Raw genomic sequence first — 21402 nt, forward strand, 5'->3', positions numbered from 1 at the left:
ATCAGATCGTGGCTTCCTTGTAGATCGGCGCTGCGCCGTTGACGGCGTCCCCGACCTTGTGGACGCGGATGTCGTTGGTCGAGCCCACGATTCCGGGAGGGGAACCCGAGATCACGACGACCTTGTCTCCCTCGACGGCGAGTCCGCTCGAGAGCAGATAGTCGTCGACCTGCAGATACATCAGGTCGGTGTGCTGCACCATGTCGACGAGCTTCGAGCGGATGCCCCAGGTGAGGGCCATGCGCCGACGGATGCTCGGCTCGGGGGTGAACGCGATCATCGGGATGCGCGAGCGCAGACGCGAGAGGCGGCGAGCCGAGTCACCCGACTGCGTGAACACGCAGAGGTACTTCGCGTCGACGAACTCTGCGACCTCGAGAGCGGCGAGGGTGATCGCACCTCCCTGGGTGCGCGGCTTGGTCGTGAGCGGAGCGATGCGCTCCAGACCGTGCTCCTCGGTGGACTCGATGATGCGAGCCATCGTCTCGACGACGACCACGGGGTAGTCGCCCACGCTGGTCTCGCCCGAGAGCATCACGGCGTCTGCACCGTCGAGCACCGCGTTCGCGACGTCCGAGGTCTCGGCGCGCGTGGGCACCGGGCTGTTGATCATCGACTCGAGCATCTGCGTCGCGACGATGACCGGCTTCGCCATGCGGCGCGCCAGTTCGACGGCGCGCTTCTGCACGATCGGCACGGCCTCGAGCGGAAGCTCGACGCCGAGGTCACCACGGGCGACCATGATCGCGTCGAACGCGTCGACGATCTCTTCGAGCGCATCGACGGCCTGCGGCTTCTCGACCTTGGCGATGACGGGGACCTTGACGCCCTCTTCGGCCATGATCTCGTGCACGCGGCTGATGTCCTCCGCGTTGCGGACGAACGACAGGGCGATGAGGTCGGCGCCGATGCGAAGGCCCCAGCGGAGGTCCTCCTCGTCCTTCTCGCTCAGAGCGGGGACGTTGACTGCGACACCGGGCAGGTTGATGCCCTTGTTGTTCGACACGGCACCGGCGACGATCACGCGGGTCGTGACGGTGACGCCGTCGGTCTCGACGACCTCGACGCGGACCTTGCCGTCGTCGATGAGCAGGAAGTCTCCCGGCTTGACGTCGTTGGGCAGGCCCTTGAACGTCGTGCCGGAGATCTCCTTGTTGCCGATGATGTCCTCGGTCGTGATCTTGAAGATGTCGCCGGCGGCGAGCTCGTAGGGGCCGTTCTCGAACTTGCCGAGGCGGATCTTCGGTCCCTGCAGGTCGACGAGGATGGCGACGGCGCGGCCCGCGTCGTCGGCGGCCTTGCGCACGTTGGCGTAGTTGTTCTCGTGCACGGAGTAGTCACCGTGGCTGAGGTTCAGGCGCGCGACGTCCACGCCGGCGTCGATCAGTGCACGCACGGTTTCATAGGTGGAGGTGGCGGGGCCCAGGGTGGCGACGATTTTCGCGCGTCTCAACAGATTGCTCCAGGGTAGTGGGGGATGGAAATCAGGCGACGGTGCCGCGGCTCAGCCTACGCGGGCTGGAGACCGATAGCGACTTCATGCGGTCGCACAGGCTCGGGCAGAACGGTCGTGCCCATGAGGAAGCGATCGACGTTGGCCGCGGCTGCACGGCCCTCCGCGATCGCCCACACGATGAGGGACTGCCCACGCCCGGCGTCGCCGGCGACGAAGACACCGGGCACGGTCGACTCGTAGGTGTCATCACGACGGAAGGCACCGCGGTCGGTGACCTGGGGAAGCGTGTCCTCGGTGTAGCCGTCCTGCTCCGGACCGGTGAAGCCCATGGCGATGAGCACGAGATCTGCGGGGATCTCGCGCTCGGTGCCGCTCTTGGGCACGCGGCGGCCGTCGATGTACTCGGTCTCCGCGACGCGCAGAGCACGAACCTCGCCGACGTCGTTGGAGAGGAACTCGACGGTCGAGGCGAGGAAGACGCGCTCACCGCCTTCTTCATGAGCCGAGGAGACCTCGAAGAGCGTCGGCATCATCGGCCATGGCTGGTGCCCCGGACGCTCGGTGCCCGGCTGCTTGCCGATCGCGAGGTTGGTGACGCTGAGCGCACCCTGACGGTGTGCGGTTCCGATGCAGTCCGCACCGGTGTCGCCGCCGCCGATCACGATGACGTGCTTGCCTTCGGCGCTGATCTGCTCGGGGACCTTGTCTCCGGCGACCGCATGGTTGGACTCGACGAGGTACTCCATCGCGAAGTGCACTCCGTCGAGGTCACGTCCCGGGATCGACAGGTCGCGGGGAACCGTCGATCCGGTGGCGATCACGACGGCGTCGTAGCGGGCGCGGAGGTCGGACCATGAGATGTCCTTGCCGATCTCGACTCCGGCACGGAACCTCGTGCCCTCCTCCTGCATCTGGCGCAGGCGGGACTCGAGCTGCCCCTTCTCCATCTTGAAGTCGGGGATGCCGTAGCGCAGCAGACCCCCGATGCGATCGTCTCGCTCGAAGACAGCGACCGTGTGACCTGCACGGGTCAGCTGCTGTGCTGCGGCGAGCCCGGCGGGGCCGGAGCCCACGACGGCGACCGTCTTGCCGGTCAGACGAGCGGGAGGCTGCGGCTCGACCCAGCCCTTGGCGAACGCCTCGTCGATGATCGAGACCTCGATCTGCTTGATCGTGACCGCGGGCTGGTTGATGCCCAGGACGCAGGAGCTCTCGCACGGCGCAGGGCACAGCCGACCGGTGAATTCGGGGAAGTTGTTGGTCGCGTGCAGACGGTCGATCGCCGCCCGCCCTTCTCCGCGCCAGGTCAGGTCGTTCCACTCGGGGATCAGGTTGCCCAGCGGGCAGCCCTGATGGCAGAACGGCACACCGCAGTCCATGCAGCGCCCGGCCTGACGCTTCAGGACCGCCTGATCGCCGGCCTCGTAGACCTCTTTCCAGTCCATGATGCGCACGGGCACAGGACGACGCTTCGGAAGCTCACGCTCAGTGACCTTCAGAAAACCTTTGGGATCAGCCACCGGTCACCTCCAGGATGCGGTTCCAGACGATGTCGCCGTCGGGGTCGATGCCCTCGGCGACTGCTTCTTCGCGCATGCTGCGCACTGCGGCGTAGTCCCGCGGAAGCACCTTCGTGAACTGGCCTGCGGTCTCATCGAACCGCGCCAGGATGTCGGAGCCGAGCGGCGAGGCCGTGCGCTCCACGTGTGCGACGATCAGGCTGCGCAGCACTTCGAGGTCGGCACGGTCGAGCGGCTCGAGCCTGAGCTCTCCGCTGCCGAGCGACTGGGCGTTGATCTTGGCGCTGTCGAGCGAGTGGATGTAAGCCACTCCCCCGGACATGCCGGCGCCGAGGTTGCGACCCGTCGAGCCGAGGATCACAGCGACTCCACCGGTCATGTACTCGAGCGCGTGGTCGCCCACGCCCTCGACGACCGCCGTGGCACCGGAGTTGCGGACGAGGAATCGCTCGCCCACGACGCCGGAGAGGAACATGGATCCCGACGTGGCCCCGTATCCGATGACGTTGCCGGCGATCACGTTCTCGTGCGGCGCGATGGCAGAGCCCCGAGCCGGACGGATCGAGATGTCGCCGCCCGAGAGCCCCTTGCCGACGTAGTCGTTCGCGTCGCCTTCGAGGCGCAGCACGATGCCGGAGGGAAGGAATGCTCCCAGCGACTGACCCGCCGTTCCGTGCAGGGTGACGTCGATGGTGCCGCTGGGAAGGCCCGCGGCGCCGTGGCGCGACGTGACCTGGTGACCCAGCATCGTGCCGACGGCCCGCTCGGTGTTGGCGATGGGCAGCTCGACCACGACCGGCTCTCCGTTGAGGAGAGCGGGCTTCGCGATGTCGATGAGCTGCACGTCGAAGTGCTTCTCGAGCTCGTGATCCTGGGTGCGGCGGCTGCGACGCGGCTCGCTCGCGGGGAACGCGGGGCCCTCGAGCACAGGGCTCAGGTCGAGACCCTCCGCCTTCCAGTGCTGCAGGGCCGCGTTCGCCTCGATGAGCTCTGCACGCCCCACGATCTCGTCGATCGAGCGGAACCCGAGCTCCGCCAGGATCTCGCGGACCTCCTCGGCGATGAACTCCATGAAGTTCACCACGAACTCCGGCTTGCCCGTGAAGCGCTCGCGCAGCACTGGGTTCTGCGTCGCGACGCCCACCGGGCAGGTGTCGAGGTGGCAGACCCGCATCATGATGCATCCGCTCACGACCAGAGGGGCGGTGGCGAAGCCGAATTCCTCTGCGCCGAGCAGGGCGCCGATGATGACATCCCGTCCGGTCTTCAGCTGGCCGTCGACCTGCACCACCACGCGGTCGCGCATGCCGTTCAGCATGAGCGTCTGCTGCGTCTCGGCGAGGCCGAGTTCCCAGGGCGTTCCCGCGTGCTTGAGGGAGTTCATCGGGCTCGCGCCCGTGCCGCCGTCATGGCCGGACACCAGGATGACGTCGCTGAGCGCCTTCGCGACACCCGCGGACACTGCGCCGATACCCGACTGGCTGACCAGCTTCGTGTGGATCCGCGCCTCGGGGTTGGCCCGCTTCAGGTCGAAGATGAGCTGCTTCAGATCTTCGATCGAGTAGATGTCGTGATGCGGCGGCGGCGAGATGAGGCCGACGCCGGGCGTGCCGCCGCGTGTGCGCGCGACCCAGGGGTAGACCTTCTGCGGAGGCAGCTGACCGCCCTCGCCGGGCTTGGCGCCCTGGGCGAGCTTGATCTGGATGTCGTCGGCTTCGGTGAGATACAGGCTCGTGACTCCGAAGCGTCCTGACGCGACCTGCTTGATCGCACTGCGGCGTTCGGGGTCGAGCAGACGGTCGGTGTCCTCGCCGCCCTCGCCGGTGTTCGACTTGCCGCCGAGCCGGTTCATCGCGATCGCGAGAGTCTCGTGCGCCTCTTTCGAGATCGAGCCGTAGCTCATGGCGCCCGTCGAGAAGCGCTTCACGATCGCGGAGACCGGTTCGACCTCATCGAGCGGCACCGGCTTGCGGGTGCCGGTGCGCAGCGTGAACATCCCGCGGAGCGTCTTGAGCTCCGCCGCCTGGTCGTCGACCATCTTCGTGTACTCGCGGAAGATGTCGTAGCGGCGCTCGCGCGTCGCGTGCTGCAGCTTGAACACCGTCTCGGGGTTGAAGAGATGCGGTGAGCCGTCGCGGCGCCACTGGTATTCACCACCGGTCCACAGTCGCTCGTGCGCACGAGCGGCTTCGTCCTCGGGATAGGCGTAGTCGTGGCGAGCCTGGTTCTCGATGAAGATCTCTTGGATGCCGATTCCGCCGAGCTTCGACTCGGTGCGCGTGAAGTACTTGTCGATGAACTCCTCGCTCAGGCCGACGGCCTCGAAGACCTGGGCCCCGGCGTACGACGACACGGTCGAGATGCCCATCTTCGACATGATCTTCAGGACGCCCTTGCCGAGCGCGTAGATCAGGTTGCGGACGGCCTTCTCGGGGCTGATGCCCGTGATGTATCCGGTGCGCACGAGATGCTCGACCGTCTCCATCGCGAGATACGGGTTGACCGCCGAGGCGCCGTATCCGATCAGGGTCGCGACGTGGTGCACCTCGCGCACATCGCCGGCTTCGACGATCAGTCCGACCTTCATGCGGTTCTCGCGGCGGATCAGGTGGTGATGGATCGCAGAGACCATGAGCAGCGACGGGATCGGGGTCAGATCCTTGTTCGAGTCGCGGTCCGACAGGATGACGAACTCGGCACCCTGTTCGATGGCCTCGTCGACCTCGTCGCACATCTCGGTGAGACGCTTCTCGAGCGTGTTCGACCCGGCGTCGAAGTGGTAGAGACCCTTGATCGTCACGCTCGAGCGATCCGGAAGCGCCTTGTCGATGTGGCGGATCTTCGCGAGCTCGTCGTTGTCGATGACGGGGAAGTCGAGCGACACGGTGCGCGTGTGGTCCGGGCCCCACGTGAGCAGGTTGCTCTCGGGGCCGAGACCCAGCTTGAGGCTCGTGACGACCTCTTCGCGGATCGAGTCGAGCGGCGGGTTGGTGACCTGCGCGAACTGCTGCGTGAAGTAGTCGAAGAGCAGACGCGGGCGCTTGCTGAGCACCGCGATCGGAGTGTCCGATCCCATGGCACCGAGGGGCTCGACGCCGGTCTGACCCATCGGGGTCAGCAGCAGACGCACCTCTTCTTCGGTGTAGCCGAAGGTGCGCTGACGCCGGGTGATGGACGCCGGCGGGTGCACGATGTGCTCACGCTCGGGAAGGTCGGCGAGACGGACGGATCCGGCATCCAGCCATTCCTGCCACGGGTGCAGGGTCGCGAGGTCGCGCTTGATCTCCTCGTCCTCGATGATGCGCTGCTGCGAGGTGTCGACGAGGAACATCTTGCCCGGCTGCAGGCGTCCTCGACGCTTGATCCGCTCGGGCTCGAAGGTGAGCACGCCGGTCTCCGAACCGATGACGATCAGGCCGTCGGTCGTCTCGGTCCAGCGCCCTGGGCGCAGACCGTTGCGGTCGAGGGTCGCTCCGACCACGGTGCCGTCGGTGAAGATGAGGGCGGCCGGGCCGTCCCACGGCTCCATCTGGTTCGAGTGGTACTCGTAGAACGAGCGCAGCTCGGGCGAGATGTCCGACTGCTTCTCGTAGGCCTCCGGCACCATCATCATGATGGCGTGCGGCAGGCTGCGACCCGTGAGCGTGAGCAGCTCGAGCACTTCGTCGAACGACGCGGAGTCGCTGGCGCCGTCGGTGCAGATCGGCAGCAGAGGTGCCATGTCTCCGAGCAGCTCGGACTCGAGCTGCGACTGACGCGCACGCATCCAGTTGCGGTTTCCGCCGACCGTGTTGATCTCACCGTTGTGCGCGAGCATGCGCAGCGGTTGAGCCAGCGGCCAGGACGGGAACGTGTTGGTCGAGTAGCGCGAGTGCACGACGGCGAGCTCCGACATGAAGCGCTCGTCCTGCAGGTCGGGGTAGAAGGGCTCGAGCTGGAGCGTCGTGACCATTCCCTTGTAGCCGAGCGTGCGCGCGGACAGCGAGACGAAGTACGCCCCCAGCTCATGGCCGGCGCGCTTGCGCAGACGGTAGGCGACGCGGTCGAGCGCGATCCCGGTGAGCGGCGCGTCGGAGTGCGTCGCTCCCCCGGCGCTCACGAAGAGCTGCTCGAAGGCGGGTCGGGCTTCGTCGGCGAGCTTGCCGAGGTTGTCGTTGACCGTCGGCACCTCGCGCCAGCCGAGGACGCGCAGGCCTTCGGCGCGGGCGATCTTCTCGATACCCGCCTTCTGCTGACGGCGCTCGCTGGAATCGCGCGGGAGGAATGCCAGACCCGCGGCGTACTCGCCGACCGGGGGCAGTTCGAAATCTGTGACCGCGCGCAGGAACGCGTCCGGCATCTGGGTCAGGATGCCTGCGCCGTCACCCGTGCCGGCATCCGAGCCGATCGCACCGCGGTGCTCGAGGTTGCGCAGCGCCTCGAGCGCCAACGCGATGATGTCGTGGCCGGCTTCGCCACGAAGTGTCGCGACCATGGCGAGGCCGCAGGCGTCCTTCTCGAACGCCGGGTTGTACATGCCCTGCTTCGGGGGGTAAGCGCCGGAAGCGCCGTAGGGAGGCTGAAAATACACCAGTACCGTCCTCAGATCTGCAGCTGACCCGGGGGCGTCATTGGCCGGGTGGATGTGATGGGGTCCGCACGGACCGGTCGGCTATCGAGCGCCTTCCGTGTCCGTGGGAGCGGTGCTTGTGGCGCTGGCTCCTGCGGCGACTTCTTCGGACGGAGGCTCACTCAGGTCCACGAAGTCGGAGGGATTGTTCTGCGATTCTACATCAGCGTCCAGGTCGGTCCGGCCGCGACCGGGCTGGTACGGCGACGGCTCGAGTCCGGGGTGACGGCGCGACTGCACGATGAGGATCGCAAGGCCGACGACGATGCCGATGATCGCAGCCCAGACGTTGCTGCGCAGGCCGAGGAAGATCTCGCTCGGATCGATGCGGATCGACTCCCAGACCACACGGCCGGCGCTGTACCAGATGAGGTAGATCGCGAAGAGCCTGCCCCACTGGAACGCGGTCGCCTTGCGGCTCAGCCACAGCAGAACGATGACGCCGAGACCGTTCCAGAGCACCTCGTAGAGGAAGGTCGGGTGGAAGAGCGTGCCCTCGGGAAGCCCAGGGGGGAACGCGGAGTTGTCGGCGGGGATCTCGAGACCCCACGGCAGGTCGGTGGGGAGTCCGTAGAGCTCCTTGTTGAACCAGTTGCCGAAGCGGCCCATGGCCTGCGCGAGCAGGAGCCCGGGCGCCAGCGCGTCGGCGAAGGTCCAGAAGCGGATGCCGGTCCAGCGGCAGCCGAGGTATGCACCGACGGCTCCACCGATGAGGGCGCCGAAGATGGCGATGCCACCCTCCCAGATAGCCCAGACGGAGCCGGGCTCGAACGGGTTCCAGGTGTTCCTGCCCTCGCCGAAGTAGAAGTTCGGGTGCGTGAGCACGTGGAAGATGCGCGCGCCGATGATCGCCAGCGGAACGGCGAGGATCGAGATGTCGATCACGACCCACGGCTCTGCCCCGCGCCTCGTGAGGCGGTGGTTGGTCAGCAGCACCGCGGCGATGATGCCGGCGATGATGCAGAGCGCGTAGAAGTGGATCCGTAGCGGCCCGAGGTCGATGTAGGAGACCGGGGGGCTCGGGATGCTGGCGAGCACGCCGCCGAAGGTGCTGTGAAGCGCGAGGGACATGAGTGCGATTCTAGTTCTCGTGTGTGAGGCGTGCCGACGACGTGCCGACTGCCAGGTTTCGGGTGACCTCTGCGAGCGCGGGGATGCCGCCGTCGCGGAGAGCGCGGACCAGCGCGGTGCCGACGATCGCGCCGTCCGCGTATTCGGAGACCCCGGCGATCTGCTCGGCGGTCGAGATGCCGATGCCGACGCAGGCGCGGACATCGCCGTGCTCGCGCAGGCGGCCGACCAGGGTGCGCGCCGCCCGGTCGAGCTCGGTGCGCTCACCGGTGATGCCCATCGTCGAGACGGTGTAGACGAAGCCGGTCGAGGACTTCACGACCAGCCCGAGGCGTTCGTCCGACGATGTGGGAGCTGCGAGGAAGACACGGTCGAGACCGGTGCGCTCACTCGCTGCTATCCACTCCCCCGCGACCTCCGGGGTGATGTCGGGGGTGATGAGTCCGGCGCCGCCGGCTGCGAGCAGGTCGTCGGCGTATCGATCGACGCCGTACTGGAACACGGGGTTCCAGTACGTCATGACCAGCACGGGCACGTCTGTGGCGGCGGTGATCGCCCGCACAGCGGTGAAGAGGTCCTTCATCTTGAACCCGTTCGCGAGCGCCGCGGTGGTCGCCTCCTGGATCACCGCGCCGTCCATCACCGGGTCGCTGTAGGGCGGGCCGAGCTCGATGATGTCGACGCCGTTCTCAGCGAGTGCGATGGCCGCCTGGATGCTGGTCTCGAGGTCGGGGAACCCGACCGGGAGGTATCCGACGAACGCGCTGCGGCCGGCCTCGTGTGCTGCGGATATCGCCTGTTCCACGCGGCTCACAGTTCCGGCTCCCCCTTCGACGCGGCTGCCTCGGCGTCGCTCTCGTCCTCGACGTCGTGCGCGAGCGCCTCGGCGTCGTACAGGTCGAAGTACCGAGCAGCCGTGTCCATGTCCTTGTCCCCGCGGCCGGAGAGGCAGATGGCGAGCACGGCGTCGGGCCCCAGGTCACGGCCCAGGCGCAGAGCCCCCGCGAGGGCGTGCGCCGACTCGATCGCCGGGATGATGCCCTCGGTGCGGCTCAGCAGGCGCAGTGCCTGCATGGCCTCGTCGTCGGTCGCAGGGATGTACTCGGCGCGGCCGATGTCGGCGAGCCAGGAGTGCTCAGGACCGACGCCCGGGTAGTCGAGGCCGGCGGAGATCGAGTGGGACTCGACCGTCTGACCGTCTTCGTCCTGCAGCACGTAGGTCTTGGCGCCGTGCAGGATGCCGGGGCGCCCACGCTCGATCGATGCGGCATGCCGCGGAGTGTCGACGCCGTCTCCGGCGGCCTCGACGCCGTAGAGCTTCACGCCCTCGTCGTCGAGGAAGGCATCGAACATGCCGATCGCGTTCGAGCCGCCTCCGACGCAGGCGATGACCGCGTCGGGCAGACGTCCGACCTCGTCGAGGAGCTGCTGTCGCGCCTCCTCGCCGATGATCTTCTGGAAGTCCCGGACCATCGCGGGGAAAGGATGCGGGCCTGCAGCGGTGCCGAAGATGTAGTTGGTGGTCTCGACCGACGCGACCCAGTCGCGGTAGGCGTCGTTGATCGCATCCTTCAGGGTGCGCGAACCCGAGGTGACGGCGACGACCTCTGCGCCGAGCAGTCGCATCCGAGCGACGTTCAGCGCCTGGCGCTCCGTGTCGACCTCACCCATGTAGATCGTGCACTCGAGACCGAAGAGGGCGGCAGCCGTCGCCGTGGCGACGCCGTGCTGACCCGCGCCCGTCTCGGCGATCACGCGCTTCTTGCCGAGACGTTTCGTCAGCAGCGCCTGACCGAGCACGTTGTTGATCTTGTGCGAGCCGGTGTGGTTGAGATCCTCGCGCTTGAGGAAGACGCGCGCACCACCGGCGTGCTCGGCGAACCGCGCGACCTCGGTGAGCGGAGACGGGCGGCCGGCGTACGAGCTGAGCAGAGACGCCAGCTCGGCGCGGAACGCCGGGTCGACGATCGCATCGGCGTACGCCGCTGAGAGCTCGTCGATCGCGGCGATCAGCGACTCGGGCATGTATCGCCCGCCGTACTCGCCGAACAGGGGACCATGCTGATCTCGCAGGCTCATCACGCCTCCAGGAAGCTCTTGAGAGTGGCGACCGGGTCGCCCGTGACGAGCGCCTCCCCGATCAGGACGACATCAGCACCCGCGGAGCGGTAGTGCGTGACGTCTGCAGGTGTGAGGACCGCGGACTCGGCGATCTTGACGGCTGAGTCCGGGATGCGGTCGACGAGACGGCCGAAGAGGTCGCGGTCGAGCTCGAGTGTCGTCAGATCGCGGGCGTTGACCCCGATCAGCGGCGCGCCGAGATCGATCGCCACCTCGAGCTCGTCGGCAGAATGGGTCTCGACGAGCGGAGTCATGCCGAGCTCCGTGATGAAGCCGAACAGATCACGGAGCACGTGAGGATCGAGTCCGGCGACGATGAGCAGCACGAGGTCGGCACCGGCTGCTCGGGCTTCGAGCACCTGGTAGCGGTTCGCGATGAAGTCCTTGCGCAGCACAGGCAGCGACACCCGGGCCGTGACGGCCTCGAGATCGGCGAGACTGCCGCCGAATCGACGCTCCTCGGTCAGGACGCTGATCGCAGACGCACCGCCCGTCTCATACAGGGAAGCCTGCAGTGCCGGGTCGGGGATCTCGGCGAGAGCACCCCGCGACGGACTCGCGCGCTTCACCTCGGCGATGATCTTCACGCGCTCGGCGGGAGCGAGGAACGCGAGCGCGTCCTTGGCGGCGGGGCGTGCGAGAGCGTCGCGCTCGACGTTGGCCAGAGGCCGGGTCAGAGCACGACGTTCAGCGTCTGCGACTGCGCCGGCCGTGAGGTCGGCGAGCACCATTAGTGCGCCTTCGGCGAGTACTTGGGGCCCTTCACGCCGTAGCCGGCCCTCGACAGCAGCCAGCCCACGAGCGCACCGATCGGGATGATCGCGGCGCCCACCCAGATCAGGGCGACCCAGACGGGGCTGAACTCGGCGAGGCAGAACGCCAGCGTGCCGATCGTGAAGCCGGCGAGCATGATGATGACGCCCGTCCATGCGGCAGGCGAGTGTCCGTGGCCGGGGTCAGCGATCGGGTTGGTCATGGTCTCCTCCGGGGGACGACGTGCTGGTTCTGATCAAGTCTATCGGGGTCATCGTGTCGGGTCGGTTCCGCGCGAGAGGTCGTCCCACGAATCGATCGCGTCCACGGGCCCGGCGGTCGAGTCGACATGTGCGGCATCGGTGCGGTAGCGGCGTCCGCCGCGCTTCCATCGCCGCCACGTGAGGAGCACGACGAGGGATGCCGCCAGCAGGATCACCCAGCCGATGAGCGTCATCACGGGCCAGGCCGAGAGCTCGATGCCGGCGACGACGTCGGCGATCGCCGTGCTGCCTGCGAGCCCGGTCGTCTCGGTGACGGTGGGACCGACAGCGTTCAGCGGCTCGGTCAGGAGCAGCTGCAGGGTCGTCCAGCCGAGGAACAGCGCTGCTGCGGTGGCGAGAACGCCGAACACGAGTCGCATCACCGGGCCGACGATCGAGAGGGCGATGCCGAGCGCGAGGACCGCGAGGCTCAGAGGAGCGAGCAGCGGCAGCGCGGACGCGCCTGGCACGAGGATGGCTTCCCCGGCATCCGCGCGTTCGACGGTGAGCCACGTCTGGGTCGACGAGATGATCCCGACCGCTCCCGCGAGGAGGAAGCCGGAGACGGCGATCGAGCGACCTCTGCGCGCGAGAGTCACTCGGCCGAGCTCCCCTCGACGGCGTGCAGGTCCGTCGTGTCGAAGCAGGTGCGGGTTCCGGTGTGGCACGCAGGGCCGGTCTGGTCGACCCGCAGCAGGATGGCGTCGCCGTCGCAGTCGAGTCGCGCCTCGTGCACCACCTGGATGTGTCCGGAGGTGTCTCCCTTGCGCCAGTACTCCCGACGCGAGCGCGACCAGTACACCGCGCGGCCGGTGGTGAGGGTGCGGCGCAGGGCCTCGGCATCGACCCACGCGAGCATGAGGACCTCTGCCGTGTCCCACTGCTGGACGATCACCGGCGCGAGGCCGTCGTCGTTGAAGGCGACCTGGGCGATGCGCTCCTCGATATCGTTCATCGGACGAGCACTCCCTCCGCGCGCAGCGCGTCCTTGACGTCGCCGACCGTGAGCGCGCCCGTGTGGAACACGCTGGCTGCCAGCACCGCATCCGCTCCGGCCTTGATCGCGGGAGCGAAGTCGGATGCCTTGCCCGCGCCACCTGAGGCGATCACCGGCACTGAGGCGGCCTCACGCATGAGCTTCACCAGTTCGAGGTCGAAGCCGTCTCGCGTGCCGTCGGCGTCGATCGAGTTGACCAGCAACTCGCCTGCCCCGCGCTCCGCCGCCTCACGCGCCCAGTCGAGCGCATCCAGGGTCGTCTGGGTGCGTCCGCCATGGGTGGTGACAACGAAACCGGAGGGAGTGCCGGGTGCCCGCTTGACGTCGAGCGACAGCACCAGCACCTGTGCGCCGAAGCGGTCCGCGATCTCGCCGATCAGCTCAGGGCGAGCGATGGCCGCCGAGTTGACCCCGACCTTGTCGGCGCCGACCGAGAGGAGCCGCGCCACGTCGTCGACGCTGCGCACTCCCCCGCCGACCGTCAGCGGCACGAACACCTGCTCAGCCGTGCGCTGCACCACGTCGTACGTCGTCGCGCGAGCATCGACGGTCGCCGTGACGTCGAGGAACGTGATCTCGTCTGCGCCCTGCGCCGCGTAGTGGCGCGCGAGCTCGACGGGGTCGCCCATGTCGCGCAGGTTCTCGAAGTTGACGCCTTTGACGACGCGACCCGCGGCGACGTCGAGGCACGGGATGACGCGACTCGCGAGCGCCATCAGAGCCTCGCGTTGTGGATCGCCGTGACGAGGATCGCGCGAGCGCCGAGCGCGTACAGCGCGTCCATCACGGGGTTGACCCGCGCACGCGCCACCATGACGCGGACGGCGACCCACTCCGGATCGCGGAGCGGTGAGACCGTGGGCGACTCGATGCCACCCGCGATCTTGACGGCGTCGTCGAGCAGAGCCAGCGGCAGGTCGTAATCGATCATCACGAACCGCCGAGCGACCATGACGCCGCGCAGGCGGCGAAGCAGCGTCTCGGAGCCCTCAGCATCATGCGGGCCGGCGATCAGCACGGCCTCGGACTGCAGGATCACAGGGCCGAAGACGTCGAGCCCCGCCTGACGCAGCGTCGTTCCCGTCTCGACGACATCGGCGACGGCGTCGGCGACGCCGAGGCGCACGGCGGACTCCACCGCGCCGTCGAGCGGCACGAGGTCGACGGCGATGCCCCGCTCGTCGAGGAACGCGTCGACGAGGCCGGGGTACGACGTCGCGATGCGCAGCCCGTCGAGCTCTGAGACGTCGGTGTAGCGCCCCGATGGCGCGGCGAAGCGGAACGTCGACCCGGCGAAGCCGAGCGCCTCGATCTCGCGCGCGCCCGGCATGCGGGCGTCGAGGAGCAGATCGCGTCCTGTGATGCCGACGTCGATGGCGCCGGACCCGACGTAGGTCGCGATGTCCTTCGGGCGGAGATAGAAGAACTCGACGTCATTGTCGGCATCGACGACGTGAAGCGTCTTGGGGTCACGACGACCGGCGTAACCGGCCTCCGCGAGCATGTCGGCGGCCGTCTCGGAGAGAGAGCCCTTGTTGGGAACAGCAATGCGCAGCATGGGAAGCCTTCAGATCGAAGCGAGTGGGGCGGAGCGCTTCACAGATGTCGGTAGACGTCCTGCAGGCTCAGGCCCTTCGCGATCATCATCACCTGGACGTGGTAGAGCAGCTGCGAGATCTCCTCGGCAGCGGCCTCGTCGGATTCGTACTCGGAGGCCATCCAGACTTCGGCGGCCTCCTCGACGATCTTCTTGCCGATCGTGTGCACGCCGCCGTCGAGCTCCGCGACCGTCCCCGATCCCTCTGGACGGGTCTCGGCCTTGACGCTGAGCTCGGCGAACAGCTCGTCGAAAGTCTTCACGATTCCAGGCTAGCGGCTCTGGCGCGGTCTCTGAGCCGCGTGACGGCCGCCTCGACGTCGTCGGCGCCGTAGACCGCCGACCCGGCGACGAATGTGTCGGCGCCCGCGGCGGCTGCCGCCTCGATGGTCGCGTCCGAGATGCCGCCGTCGACCTGCAACCAGACGTTCGATCCGCGACGCTTGGCCTCGTCGGCGAGAGCGCGCAGCTTGGGCATGGTCTCGTGCATGAACCCCTGCCCGCCGAACCCGGGTTCGACCGTCATCACGAGGATCTGGTCGAACTCCTCGAGCACGCTGTAGAGCCCCTCAGCGGGGGTGTCCGGCTTGATCGCGACGCCGGCCCTCGCCCCGATGCTGCGCAGGGTGCGAGCGAGCGAGATCGGATCCGCCGCCGCTTCGAGGTGGAACGTGACGCTGGCGGCGCCCAGCTCTGCATAGGCGGGCGCCCAGCGCTCGGGCTCGGTGATCATCAGGTGCACGTCGAGCGGTATGGGGCTGGTCGCCTGGATCCGTTCGACCATCTGCGGCCCGAACGTGAGGTTCGGCACGAAGTGGTTGTCCATCACATCGACGTGAGCGAAATCCGCGGTCGCGATCTTGGCGAGATCGCGCTGCATGTTCACGAAGTCGGCAGCGAGGATGCTGGGGTTGATGCGCGGTGCGCTGGGGAGTTCCACGTCTCTAGTCTCTCTCTTCGGAGTTCGCGTCGCCCTGCTCGGTGGCGGTGCGCTGGAGCAGCGCGAGGAACATGGCATCGGTGCCGTGGCGATGCGGCCACAGCTGCACGCGACCGGAGCCGTCGCCGGCGAGGTCGATCGGTGACGCGGAGACGCCCTGGAGCACGCCACGCGCATCGAGCTCGGTGATGTCTGTGCGGCCGCGGAGGACCTCCTGGACGACGCCCGTCGTCTCGGCGAGATGCGGCGAGCAGGTGACGTACGCGACGATCCCACCCGGCGCGAGTGCGTCGAGCGCGGAGCTGAGGAGCTCGACCTGCAGCGGCACGAGCTCTGCGACATCGGCGGGGGTCTTGCGCCAGCGCGCTTCCGGCCGCCGTCTGAGCGCGCCGAGGCCCGTGCACGGCGCGTCGACGAGGATGCGATCGAAGGCACCGGGATGGGACGCACCGAACGAGCGCCCGTCCTCCTCGTGCACCACGACCTCGCCCGGCACCGCACGTAGGGCGTTGCGCACGAGACGTGCGCGTGTCGGGATGACCTCGTTCGCCTCGAGCGTGACGTCGTGCTCGCGGGCGATGGCTGCGAGCAGCGCGGTCTTGCCGCCCGGGCCGGCGCACAGGTCGAGCCACCGCTCGCCCGACGTGATGGGCGCGGCGGCCGCCAGTGCGAGCGCGACGAGCTGCGAACCCTCGTCCTGCACGCGGACGGTGCCGCCTGTCGCGGCGATCACGCGATGCGGGTCTCCCCCGGGCGAGCCGAAGGCGGTCGGCGCGTACGGACGCCGTGGCTCACCCGGGTCTGCGAGACCGGGGAGCGCGACGAGCGTCACCTCCGGCGAGGCGTTGTCGGCGTCGAGGAGATCATCGAGCTCGTCTGCCCGGCCCTCGGCCGCCAGCGCACGTCGCAATGCCCTGATGACCCACACGGGATGCGCGGAGCGCAGTGCGAGACGCTCGTCATCGGACCGTGCCGAGCTCTCGATGCGGTCTTCCCACTCCCCCGGTGTCTCTCGGGCGATCCGGCGCAGCACGGCGTTCGCGAAGCTCGAAGCGCCTCGCCCCTGCGTCGAGGCGACCAGATTCACAGATTCGTTGACGGCCGCGTGCGAGGCGACCCGTGTGGCGAGCAGCTGGTGCGTGGCCAGGCGCAGCGCATCGAGCACAGCCGGGTCGATCTCCTCCGCCGGACGATCGGCGGCGGAGGCGATGATCGCGTCGTAGGTGCCACGTCGACGGAGCGTCCCGTATGCGAGTTCAGTGGCCAGGGCCGCATCCTGCGGGCCGAGGCCCGCCTCGGCGATGGCCGGAGGCAGGATGAGGTTGGCGTAGGCATCCGACTCGGAGACCGCTCGCAACACGTCGTACGCCACCCGACGCGCGGGCTGCACCGTGCGCTGCGGCCCGCGAGGCTGGTCGCCACGACGGCCCCGTGGCTGACCACCGGCCTGCTGACTGCCTCGCTGCCCGTGCGATCGCCCCTGCGGCCGGTTCTGCGGACCGCCCGGACGGCCGTCGCGACGCCTCGCGTCTCCCTGGCCGCTCATGCTCCGGCTCTCAGACCGTCGATGTCGCGTTGGCCCCGCCACCAGTCGACCGCGTTCATGGCTCCCTTGCCAGCCGGCTGCACACGAGCGACCGAGAGGGGCGTCGAGCCCGTGCCGATGAGGAGGGCCGACTTCGTGGCGATGATCTCTCCCGGTTCCAGGGTGACGACGTCGCTCGATGGCGCCGCCTCGAGGATCTTCAGACGGAGCCCGTCGACGGTGGTGTGCGCCCCGGGCTCGGGAGTGACTCCGCGGAAGCGCGCGAACACCTGAGCGAGGGGCTGGCTCCAATCGAGCCGTCCGTCGTCGAGCGTCAGCTTCGGCGCCAGCGTCGGCTCCCCCTGCTGCGGCACGGCGCGCGCGGTGCCGTCGGCGATGGCCTGCACGACCTCGGCCGTCAGCTGCGCCCCGTCGACGGCAAGGGTCGCGAGCGCCGCGTCGGCCGTCGCCCCTGCTGCCACATCGACGACGCGGGTGGCGAAGACATCTCCTGCGTCGAGGGCCGGCACGAGCTGGAAGACGCTTGCTCCGAGCTGGGCGTCGCCGGCGATCAGCGCGCGCTGCACGGGAGCAGCACCTCGCCACTGGGGCAGAAGCGAGAAGTGGAGGTTGATCCACCCCTTCGCCGGGGTGGAGAGCAGAGGCTCTCGCACGAGGCCGCCATACGCGACGATCACGCCGAGCTCGACCTGCAGGGCCGCGATCGCCTCTGTCGCCTCGTCACCGAGCCGCGCAGCCTTGATGATCGGCAGACCGAGGTCGGCGGCTGCCTGAGCGACGGGTGACGGTGTCAGCACCCTCTTGCGCCCCAGTGGCGCATCAGGACGCGTGACTACAGCCGCGATGTCGTGTTCGTCCGCGAGGCGGAGGAGGGTGGGAACGGCTGCCGATGGTGTGCCGGCGAAGACGAGACGCATGAAGGTGCTCCGGAGGGATGCGGGGTGAGGATCCGGGAGGATCGGGGTGATCGGATCGGTGCGGACTGATCAGAGCTCTGGGTCGAGGATATCGAGCCGAACCGAGAGCGTGCTCCGTGTCGACTTGCCCTTGCCCCGGCGATTGCTGACGGCTTCGGCGACGACGGCCGCTCGCAGCGTCGCCGCGACCTTGACTCCGGCGCCGTACTCGAACCGGACGAGGGCGCGGACGCGCGGCGGGTAGTCGTCGGACTCGATGGGCACAGGACCCAGGACCGCGTCGGACGGGAGGGCGAGCTCCTGCAGCGCCGCCAGCGCACGACCGACGGCCGCGGCTGACCCCTCGACCAGGGCGACGCGCGCGGCCGGCGGCATGTGGAGCGGCGCGCGCTCTGCGAGCTCAGCGCGTGCGTAACCCGACTGGTTCCACGTCGCGAGCGCTCGCGCGATCGTGCCGTCGACTCCGACGAGGTGGATCGGCGCCCCCGGGGCCGCGAGCGCTGCCGCGTTCGACCACCACCGCAGGCAGGCCTCGCCGATCCGCAGATCCGGGGCCTGGAGCATCCGGGGACCGTCGAGCAGCACCACTGCGCGATAACCGCCCTCGGCAAGCGGCTCGGCGCCGCGCGTCGCGACCACCAGTGCGGGCTTGTCCGCGACGTGCTCGATCGGGTGCGCGCTGTCGGCCACGATCACGCGGACGCCGGGGAACGCCTTGCCCAGCTCATCGGCGGTCCGCTCGCTTCCCGACGACGCCAGGCGCAGCTTGGTCGACGCACACGTCGGGCAGGTCCAGGCTCGCGCGCCCCGGCCGCACCACGCGCACACCGGCACGGCGCCGCGATGCTTGGCGCCCAGGGGTCCGCCGCAGTGCGCGCATCGGGCGGGGGCCCGGCACTCCGCGCACACGAGGGACGGTGCGAATCCCGGGCGCGAGACCTGCACGAGCACCGGCCCCTCGGACGCGGCGTTGCGCGCCGACAGGAACGCCGACGACGGCATCCGCTGGGCTGTCGGCGCATCCATCTCCTGCGGGGTGCTCAGGATCACCCTCGGCATCACCCGCCGCGCGGCTCGCACGTCCTGCAGGTAGCCGTGCGCGACGAGGCGCTCCACGTCCGTCGTACGGGTGTGGCCGACGAAGAGCAGGGCGGAGTCCTCCTGCTCCTGCCGGAGCAGGGCCGCATCGCGCGCGTTGATGTAGGGCGCGAGAGGTTCGCCGAGCAGCGGATCGCCGTCGTCCCAGACGGCGACGAGCCCGGCGCGGACCGGCGCGTACACGGCGGAGCGGTTGCCGACGACGATGCACGGAGCATCCTCGAGCGATCTGAGGAACGAGCGGTATCGCTCGGGGTTCGTCTGCCGTGAGTCGTATCGCACGACAGCCTCGGGCGGAACCAGCGAACCGAGCGCTGCGAGCAGCAGATCGAGGTCGCGATGGTCCGGCACGATCAGGATGCTGGAGCGTCCGGCAGCGAGCATCCGCGTCGCCGTCGACGCGAGCAGAGCCGTCCAGCCAGGCTCGCCCCTGTGCTGCACCGGGATCGCCTCCACTGCGGCCCTGCCTGCGCTTTCGAGCACCTCCTCGAGGTGGTCGTACGTGGCGATGAGCGAAGATGCGGAGGTGACGGCGTCATCGGCGGGCACGGGCGTCGGCGCGTCTGAGGTCCACGCCTTCTCGACCCGCACCTGACGCTTGGGGATGACGAGACGCAGCACATCCGACGCCGAACCCGCCGCACGGTCGGCTGCACGACGAGCCAGCCGGTAGGTGCGCTCGGGGAGCACGGGAACCTGTGAGACGACGCTCTCGACCTCGGAGAGGGGCCTGTCGGCGTCGTCCTCGGTGTCGATCTCGACCACGTACCCGTCGATGACCCGACCGGCGGTGCGGAGCGGCACACGCACGCGGACTCCGATGGGCACGTCTCCGAGTTCTGCCGGCAGGGCGTAGTCGAAGAGCCGGTCGAGCTGCGGAAGCGGCGAGTCGAGCAGCACGCGCGCGATACGACGGCTCTCGGCCGTCATGAGCGGATCGCCATCAGGCTCGCGCTCCGTCAGAGGCCTGCAGCGCGCCGCAGCTCCTCAGCGCGGTCGGTGCGCTCCCAGGTGAACTCCGGCAGCTCGCGACCGAAATGCCCATAGGCGGCTGTCTGCGCATAGATCGGGCGCAGCAGATCGAGCTCCTCGATGATCGCCTGCGGACGGAGATCGAAGACGCCGTTGATCGCGCGGATGATCGCCTCGTCCGACACCTTGCCGGTGCCGAAGGTCTCGACGTAGAGCCCCACCGGGCGTGCCACTCCGATCGCGTACGCGACCTGGACTTCGAGCCGGTCGGCGAGACCCGCCGCCACGGCGTTCTTGGCGACCCAGCGGGTCGCGTAGGCGCCCGAGCGGTCGACCTTGGACGGGTCCTTGCCGCTGAAGGCACCGCCACCGTGGCGCGCCGCACCACCGTACGTGTCGATGATGATCTTGCGGCCGGTGAGCCCGGCGTCGCCCTTGGGACCGCCGGTCACGAAGGGACCGGCGGGGTTGATGTAGTAGGTGATGTCGTCGAGGTCGAGCCCTGTGGTCTCGAGGACCGGGTCGATCACGTGCTCCCGCACCTGTGCCTTGAGCTCGTCCTGCGAGATCTCGGGGTGATGCTGGGTCGACAGCACGACGGCATCGACGGTCTTGGGGGTGAAGCCGTCGTACCCGAGCGTGACCTGCGTCTTGCCGTCGGGGCGGAGGAACGGCAGCGCGCCGGAGCGGCGAACCTCGGCGAGACGCTCGGCGATGCGGTGCGCGGTCCACGCGGCCATCGGCATCAACTGCGGCGTCTCGTTCGTGGCGAACCCGAACATGATGCCCTGGTCTCCGGCACCGAGTCCGTCGAGCGGATCGATGGATGAGCCGTCGCGGTGCTCCTGGGCGCTGTCGACACCGTGGGCGATGTCCGTCGACTGCTCGCCCACCGAGATGCTCACACCGCAGGAGTCCCCGTCGAAGCCGGTGTCGCTCGACGTGTAGCCGATGCGATTGACGACCTGTCGGACGATGGTCGGGATGTCGACGTAGGCCTCGGTGCGGATCTCACCGGCGACGTGCACGAGACCGGTGGTCACCAGCGTCTCGACCGCGACCCGCGAGCCGGGGTCTTTCGCGATGAGTCCGTCGAGGATGCTGTCTGAGATCTGGTCGCAGATCTTGTCCGGGTGCCCCTCGGTGACGGACTCGGACGTGAACAGACGCAGCGCGCTCATCGGGGCTCCAGGACGGAATCGGACAGCAGGAAGGGGGTGGCTCCCATGATGGACCGCACCGCCGACATCAGTCGGCGGTGCGGTCATCGGACGTCACTCGGCGTGACGGAGGCGGAGCTTGTCCTCGTTGATCTCGTGCAGAGCGATGGTCAGCGGCTTGTCCTCGACGGAGGAGTCGACGAGCGGACCGACGTTGTCGAACAGGTTGCCCTCGTGGAGATCGGAGTAGTAGTCGTTGATCTGACGGGCGCGCTTGGCGGCGTAGATCACGAGCTCGTACTTCGAGTCGACGCGGTCGAGCAGGTTGTCGATGGGGGGATCGATGATTCCGTTGGTGTGGTGTCCGGCCATGGTGGGACCT

The 21402-nt window shown here is 68.7% G+C and carries 19 protein-coding genes; all 19 read right to left on the minus strand.

Translation table 11 applies throughout. From position 1 onward, the window contains the following. Position 1: 1 nt before the first annotated feature. The 19 genes from pyk to rpoZ all read right to left on the minus strand — a co-directional run bounded on the left by pyk (position 2) and on the right by rpoZ (position 21392). The gene (gene pyk, locus MRBLMI13_RS04165) at positions 2-1453 is read right to left on the minus strand and encodes a pyruvate kinase (protein ID WP_042536648.1); all 1452 of its coding nucleotides are present in this window, start codon (positions 1451-1453) and stop codon (positions 2-4) included. A gap of 56 nt (positions 1454-1509) precedes the next feature. Beyond that, positions 1510-2976 carry a glutamate synthase subunit beta gene (locus tag MRBLMI13_RS04170; RefSeq protein ID WP_367820210.1) on the minus strand — a complete coding sequence of 489 codons (1467 nt, stop codon included), beginning with the start codon at positions 2974-2976 and terminating at the stop codon, positions 1510-1512. Beyond that, entirely contained in the window at positions 2969-7492 is a 4524-nt protein-coding gene (gltB, locus tag MRBLMI13_RS04175) for a glutamate synthase large subunit (RefSeq protein ID WP_367821333.1), read from the minus strand. The genes MRBLMI13_RS04170 and gltB overlap by 8 nt, the downstream gene beginning before the upstream one ends. Positions 7493-7627: 135 nt before the next feature. Beyond that, positions 7628-8656 (minus strand): prolipoprotein diacylglyceryl transferase, encoded by a 1029-nt coding sequence (gene lgt, locus MRBLMI13_RS04180; RefSeq protein WP_079112802.1) that lies wholly within the window; start codon positions 8654-8656, stop codon positions 7628-7630. Between the two features lie 10 nt (positions 8657-8666). After that, positions 8667-9470: a tryptophan synthase subunit alpha gene (gene trpA / locus MRBLMI13_RS04185; RefSeq protein ID WP_367820208.1), complete on the minus strand. Its 804-nt coding sequence runs from the start codon at positions 9468-9470 to the stop codon at positions 8667-8669. Further along, entirely contained in the window at positions 9467-10735 is a 1269-nt protein-coding gene (trpB, locus tag MRBLMI13_RS04190) for a tryptophan synthase subunit beta (RefSeq protein WP_309688587.1), read from the minus strand. The genes trpA and trpB overlap by 4 nt, the downstream gene beginning before the upstream one ends. Beyond that, complete coding sequence (gene trpC / locus MRBLMI13_RS04195; RefSeq protein ID WP_367821331.1) at positions 10735-11505, minus strand: indole-3-glycerol phosphate synthase TrpC; 771 nt, start codon at positions 11503-11505, stop codon at positions 10735-10737. The genes trpB and trpC overlap by 1 nt, the downstream gene beginning before the upstream one ends. 2 nt (positions 11506-11507) lie before the next feature. Beyond that, positions 11508-11753 carry an HGxxPAAW family protein gene (locus tag MRBLMI13_RS04200; protein ID WP_042536642.1) on the minus strand — a complete coding sequence of 82 codons (246 nt, stop codon included), beginning with the start codon at positions 11751-11753 and terminating at the stop codon, positions 11508-11510. Positions 11754-11801: 48 nt separating this feature from the next. Further along, positions 11802-12392, minus strand: a complete 591-nt coding sequence (locus MRBLMI13_RS04205) for a Trp biosynthesis-associated membrane protein (RefSeq protein ID WP_367820205.1) — start codon at positions 12390-12392, stop codon at positions 11802-11804. Then, on the minus strand, positions 12389-12748 hold the full coding sequence (gene hisI / locus MRBLMI13_RS04210; RefSeq protein WP_367820203.1) for a phosphoribosyl-AMP cyclohydrolase: 360 nt from the start codon (positions 12746-12748) through the stop codon (positions 12389-12391). Before hisI ends, MRBLMI13_RS04205 begins: the two co-directional genes overlap by 4 nt. After that, a complete protein-coding gene (gene hisF, locus MRBLMI13_RS04215) occupies positions 12745-13506 on the minus strand; it encodes an imidazole glycerol phosphate synthase subunit HisF (protein ID WP_056376891.1) in 762 nt (253 codons plus the stop codon). Before hisF ends, hisI begins: the two co-directional genes overlap by 4 nt. Next, positions 13506-14348 carry an ATP phosphoribosyltransferase gene (hisG, locus tag MRBLMI13_RS04220; protein WP_140037111.1) on the minus strand — a complete coding sequence of 281 codons (843 nt, stop codon included), beginning with the start codon at positions 14346-14348 and terminating at the stop codon, positions 13506-13508. The genes hisF and hisG overlap by 1 nt, the downstream gene beginning before the upstream one ends. A 38-nt stretch (positions 14349-14386) precedes the next feature. Continuing rightward, positions 14387-14650: a phosphoribosyl-ATP diphosphatase gene (locus tag MRBLMI13_RS04225; RefSeq protein ID WP_042536637.1), complete on the minus strand. Its 264-nt coding sequence runs from the start codon at positions 14648-14650 to the stop codon at positions 14387-14389. Continuing rightward, on the minus strand, positions 14647-15327 hold the full coding sequence (rpe, locus tag MRBLMI13_RS04230) for a ribulose-phosphate 3-epimerase (protein ID WP_042536636.1): 681 nt from the start codon (positions 15325-15327) through the stop codon (positions 14647-14649). Before rpe ends, MRBLMI13_RS04225 begins: the two co-directional genes overlap by 4 nt. A gap of 4 nt (positions 15328-15331) precedes the next feature. Then, complete coding sequence (locus tag MRBLMI13_RS04235; RefSeq protein WP_367820199.1) at positions 15332-16873, minus strand: RsmB/NOP family class I SAM-dependent RNA methyltransferase; 1542 nt, start codon at positions 16871-16873, stop codon at positions 15332-15334. After that, positions 16870-17790: a methionyl-tRNA formyltransferase gene (gene fmt, locus MRBLMI13_RS04240; protein ID WP_367820197.1), complete on the minus strand. Its 921-nt coding sequence runs from the start codon at positions 17788-17790 to the stop codon at positions 16870-16872. The genes MRBLMI13_RS04235 and fmt overlap by 4 nt, the downstream gene beginning before the upstream one ends. A gap of 69 nt (positions 17791-17859) precedes the next feature. Then, positions 17860-19818, minus strand: a complete 1959-nt coding sequence (locus MRBLMI13_RS04245) for a primosomal protein N' (RefSeq protein ID WP_367820195.1) — start codon at positions 19816-19818, stop codon at positions 17860-17862. A 29-nt stretch (positions 19819-19847) separates the two neighbouring features. Then, positions 19848-21041, minus strand: coding sequence for a methionine adenosyltransferase (gene metK, locus MRBLMI13_RS04250; RefSeq protein WP_367820193.1), 1194 nt, complete (start codon positions 21039-21041; stop codon positions 19848-19850). 93 nt (positions 21042-21134) lie between these two features. Continuing rightward, positions 21135-21392, minus strand: a complete 258-nt coding sequence (gene rpoZ, locus MRBLMI13_RS04255) for a DNA-directed RNA polymerase subunit omega (protein WP_042536631.1) — start codon at positions 21390-21392, stop codon at positions 21135-21137. Between the last annotated feature and the right edge of the window lie 10 nt (positions 21393-21402).

Origin of the sequence: Microbacterium sp. LMI13-1-1.1, from assembly GCF_040815625.1 — a bacterium.
GTDB lineage: Bacteria > Actinomycetota > Actinomycetes > Actinomycetales > Microbacteriaceae > Microbacterium > Microbacterium forte.